The following is a 4,434-nucleotide window of genomic DNA, read 5'->3' as shown; positions in this document are numbered from 1 at the left end:
GAGACAGCTCTGGGGCGCGCCCCGGCCGGGGGAGCTAGGCCGGGGCCGGCGCGTCGGTGGGTACCTCGACGGCCCACGTCGCGAGCTTGTTGCCCTGGACGGCCCAGTAGTCCTCCCGGTCCGTCACCCAGCCCTGACCGGGCTCCCACTTCTGCGTGCGGAGGAAGGACAGGGGAACGTGCTTCGCCTCGCGCACCTCGGGCATGTTCAGCACGGTGCCCGCCCAGTGGTAGACGGTGAGGCCCTGGCGCTCCACGGTCGTCAGCTTGTCCAGCCGGACGCGCATGCCGTGCTCGCGAACGATGTCGCCCTCGGCGAGCTGGCTTGAGTCCTTGATTTCGGTCTCCGGCTGCGGGTGCCCGTCCTTCGGGCAGACGTAGGGGAACGCCTCCACGGCGGCCGCCTTGAAGCGCGCGCCCATGTACTCGCCGAAGTGGCTACCGCCGTACAGGTACCAGCCGGTGTCCGGGCATCCGTCCAGCGCGTTGGCGGTGCGGCGCTCAAGCTCGAACTTCACGCCCTCGTACTCCGTGGCCCACTTCCGGCCCGCCTCCACGCAGGTCCAGCCGATGCCCTCGACGTCGAGGGTCGCCGGGCCCCGCTCGGCCGCTGCGGCACGGGCGGCGCGCGCCTTCTTCGCCGCGTTGACGCCGTGGTGGGTGAGACGGAAGTGGGTGAAGCCCGGGTAGTCCCGGACGGTCGAAGCCAGGCGCCCGTTCGCGGTGTACTCCTTGACCCACTGGCGGCGGAGCATGATGTCGAGCGTGCGGCCGGTGGCCGTGGACGGGATGCGGTGGTTCTCGGCGTCCAGGGCGGCGATCAGCAAATCGGCCTGCGGCTTGGTGGGGACGGTGTCGATGCCGGTCTTCGTGGCCATGACGGAGTTCTCCTCGGGGAAGTCTGGCGAGCTGGGGGAGGGTGCCGGGGCGCGGCGCGTACGGTCGCGCCCCGGCGAGGGGGACCGGCCGGTCAGATGACGTCGGTGACGTCGTAGAAGCTGGCCAGGCCCCGCGAGAACCGGAACCGCTCCCCGGGGAGCGTCAGCGTGGGCTCGGCGAACTCGCCGCGCACGGCGTCCACGTACGCGGACTCGGCCACGGCACGGACGTGGTGGTCGGTCGCCCAGTACGCCTTGATGGACCAGTAGTCGACGGCGTACCGGGTCCACTGGGTGACCGGGTCGACGTACTTGACGAACCGGATGATCAGGTCCGCGGTGCCGTCAGTGCCGTCGATGGTCGACTCCCGCAGCGTCTCCCCGGCCGCGATGCTCCACTCATAGACGTCGCACTGCTCGACGGTGAGCTGCGTGGGCTTCTCGTGGTGCAGGAGAGTGCGCATCGGCCCGTACTGCTCGGCCAGTTCTTCCGTGGGCTTCACGGCCAGGAGGACAGCGGTCATGGCGGTGTTCCTTCCTTCGGGACTTTGGCGGTGCTCTCCGCCAACACCTCGAATAGTACAGCAATGAGACTGTCAGGGAAGGGAAACCCAGGAAAAAGGCCATACATGAGACCCGCGAGTCTCAGAGCTGCACTGTTCCGAGACTCGCGGGGAGTGGGTGGGCGTGGGGCCGGTCAGGCTGCGGTGCCGTACCGCCCGGGATCGTCCCTCCCTACGCCCGTCAGGACGGGAACGACAGGCACCGGGACGGGCACGGCCCCCGCGCTCGACGTCGACGCCGGCCGCGGCTGCACGGTGACGTCCTCGGCCGCGAACAGCTCTCCCTGCTCCGGCTCCTCGGGCAGCATCCGGGCCAGGTGCGCGGCGACGTCCTCCTCCGGCGCCTCGACCAGGTCGACCCCGCCGGCGTCCGCCCACACCTCGGCCGCCACGGTCCCGTACTGCTCCCACAGCGGCCGGGAGCTGTCGCGCACCGGACTGTCCGACACGGCTCCGGCGAGACCCCGCACCAGGGCGCCCAGCGCGTCAGCACGGAACTCCCGGGACCGGATACGCATGGTGGACGCGTCCTCGTACTCCAAGTGCGGCTCAACGGCCACAGAGCGCTTCCACGCCCCGAACGCCCGGACCGCGCGGGTGGCGAGACCTTCCACGGCGTCCAGGACCCGCGTCAGGGCCGCGAGGTACCGGGCCAGGGCGCGCGGGGGGCCGTCGACGCGCAAGCGCCGCTCGTCCAGCCATCCGTGCCGCTCCCGGTTCCCCCAGTTCTCCTCGTAGATCGACCACCGGGGGTTCACCCTGTACGGCGTCGACGCCTCCACGCCGTGGACGTCGGCCAGGTGCCACGCCACGTCGTGGTGCTGCTTCGCCCTGCGCTTCGACGCGGCGGGGAAGTGGAGCTCCACCGTGAACCGGTCGGGGCCCGACTCGTACGGGCGGGGGATCTCTACGTACGCGCTCACGCGCTGTTCCTTCCTTCGGGATGCGGCGGTGCTCTCCGCCGCGGGGACGCCGGCCGCGGGCTGCGACCGGCACACTCGAACGCCCAGACACCTGGGCAGGACTGGGGCTCAGCCGCGGCGCAGCACCCGGGCCAGCAGGGACCGAAGGGACTGGACACGGCTACGCCGCTCGTACGCCCGGACCATCGCGGCGACGTCGGCCGGGGCCGGGGACTGGTGCCACTCAACGCTGATGACCATGTACTCGCGCAGCTCCGCGTGCGGCCGGTCCAAGCAGAGGCTCGCACCGCTCCGGTTGGCCTTCCACGTCATCCAGAGACGGTCAGTGTCGTAGTTCCGCTCCCACGTCTCCCACGGCCGGGCAGGTGGCAGACCCAGCAGACGGGCCACCTCGTCCGTGAACGACTCGAACGTCCACCTCGGCGACTCGGGGGCGGGCAGGTGGGACTGGAGCCAAGACGGCAGCGGCATGGAGCTGAAACCTCCCTTGGAGCGGCGTACAGGCCACGGGCGGACCCGGACGCCGAAACAGCGGCAACAGAGCAGACAGGCGGGGTTTTGGGACTTCTGGGACCGTCCACACGCGCGCGTGCGCGTATGAGCCCGGGATGCGCCGCCCGACCCGTTCGGCCGGGCGGCGCGGGGGATTCAGGGGCGGGGGTCGAGGTCGTACGTGACAGGAACGTCAACGCGGAAGAGGCGGCCGAACATCCGGCGGGTGTTCTCGGCGGCGTCGTGGCGGCCGTCGCGCTTGCGGAACGTCAGGGCGATGGGCGGGTGAGCGGGGATGTGCCCGATGGGCGAGTCAACCCCGGCGGTGATCGTGGCGGTGACGGTCCATCCGGTGCCGGAGTCGCTGCGGCAGTGCACGCGCACGGTGGGCGTGCCGGTCGTGACGGCGGACAGCTCCTCGGACGTGGCGTCGACGGCGTTGTACCCCAGGGCCGCGTTGCGGATCTCCTCGGCGGTGCCGGGCAGGTCCGTGCCGTGCATGCGGTGCGCGCGGGAAGCGACGGCCACGATCGCCTCGCGGGCCCGCTCGACGGCGGCGCGCGCCTTGTCGTGGGCGGCGTTGCGGTCGATGAGGCACCGGGCCCTGCGGAGGGCGTCCCACGCCTCCTCGACGGCGCTGTGCGTCTCGACGATTTCGAGGTGGTGCTCCGGGGGCGCGAACTTCCCCAGGGTGAACAGGTGCCGGGCGAGGTCGGCGAGGTCGCGGGGGGCGGAGCCGAGTGCGGCGTGAGTGGCTGCCTCGTACGCGGCGAGCGCAGCAAACGGCGTTGCGGCGGTTCGGCGGTCGGCGGCCGCAATCTCCTCCTCGGTGGCCGGGCGCAGTACGACCGTGCCCCGCTCGTCCTTGTAGACGATGCGGGCGCTGGAGCGGGCGGCGGACATCTCGCGGACCTGGCGCTTGACGAGGGGCTGCATCATCGCGGCGTTGATCTCGGTGAGGGCGTCGCGGGTGGGGATGACGTGACGGGTGCCGCCGTTGACGATGCGGACGTGCTTGCGCTCGTCGGTGGCCGGGCGTTCGTCGGCGGCCGGCCGGGGGCGCGGCTCACGCCAGAGGCGGATGGAGACCGGCTTGCAGCCCCACAGGCGGGCCGGGATGGGGCGGTTGGACAGGCGGACGGAGATGGCGTTGGTCAGGGCCTTGTCCCAGCCGCGCGGGTCGTCGTCGCCGCCATCGGTGATCTCGTCGCGCAGCGCGTGCACCGCGTCGGCGCTCATGTGGTGGAGCTGTTCGCGGATGGCCCAGTACCGCTCATCCTCGGTGAAGATGACCCGGACGAACTCCGATGCTGCCTGCTTGCGGATGATGCGGCGCACCATCTCCTTGTTCGCCTTGCCCTGCTCCTTGTCGTGGTCGCGACTCATGACGGCGTCCACCTCATCGTGCGTGACGACGCGGTCGTTGTGGAGGCGGGCGGAGATCAGGATCTGCTGCGCCATGGCTTCGGCGCGCTGCGTGGCAGTGATCACGGGGGTTCCTTCGTTCGGGACGTCCCGGTGCTCTCCGGGACTGGTGTGGGGGCGGTGCGCCCTGCGCCTGCACCGGGCGGGCCGGTGA

The 4,434-nt window shown here is 71.4% G+C and carries 5 protein-coding genes; all 5 read right to left on the bottom strand.

Features of this window, described 5'->3' with window-relative positions:
- Positions 1-34: 34 nt before the first annotated feature.
- The 5 genes from C1J00_RS38830 to C1J00_RS38810 all read right to left on the bottom strand — a co-directional run bounded on the left by C1J00_RS38830 (position 35) and on the right by C1J00_RS38810 (position 4,346).
- Positions 35-877: a hypothetical protein gene (locus C1J00_RS38830; protein WP_102913586.1), complete on the bottom strand. Its 843-nt coding sequence runs from the start codon at positions 875-877 to the stop codon at positions 35-37.
- Positions 878-969: 92 nt separating this feature from the next.
- On the bottom strand, positions 970-1,401 hold the full coding sequence (locus tag C1J00_RS38825; RefSeq protein WP_102913585.1) for a hypothetical protein: 432 nt from the start codon (positions 1,399-1,401) through the stop codon (positions 970-972).
- 173 nt (positions 1,402-1,574) lie between these two features.
- Positions 1,575-2,363 carry a hypothetical protein gene (locus tag C1J00_RS38820; RefSeq protein WP_102913584.1) on the bottom strand — a complete coding sequence of 263 codons (789 nt, stop codon included), beginning with the start codon at positions 2,361-2,363 and terminating at the stop codon, positions 1,575-1,577.
- A 108-nt stretch (positions 2,364-2,471) separates the two neighbouring features.
- Positions 2,472-2,834, bottom strand: a complete 363-nt coding sequence (locus C1J00_RS38815) for a hypothetical protein (protein WP_102913583.1) — start codon at positions 2,832-2,834, stop codon at positions 2,472-2,474.
- A gap of 177 nt (positions 2,835-3,011) precedes the next feature.
- Complete coding sequence (locus C1J00_RS38810; protein WP_102913582.1) at positions 3,012-4,346, bottom strand: hypothetical protein; 1,335 nt, start codon at positions 4,344-4,346, stop codon at positions 3,012-3,014.
- Between the last annotated feature and the right edge of the window lie 88 nt (positions 4,347-4,434).

The sequence above is a fragment of the Streptomyces cahuitamycinicus genome (assembly GCF_002891435.1).
GTDB classification, from domain to species: Bacteria; Actinomycetota; Actinomycetes; order Streptomycetales; family Streptomycetaceae; genus Streptomyces; species Streptomyces cahuitamycinicus.
Note: the sequence above shows the minus strand (reverse complement) of the source record. Positions and strands in the feature narration are given on the sequence as shown.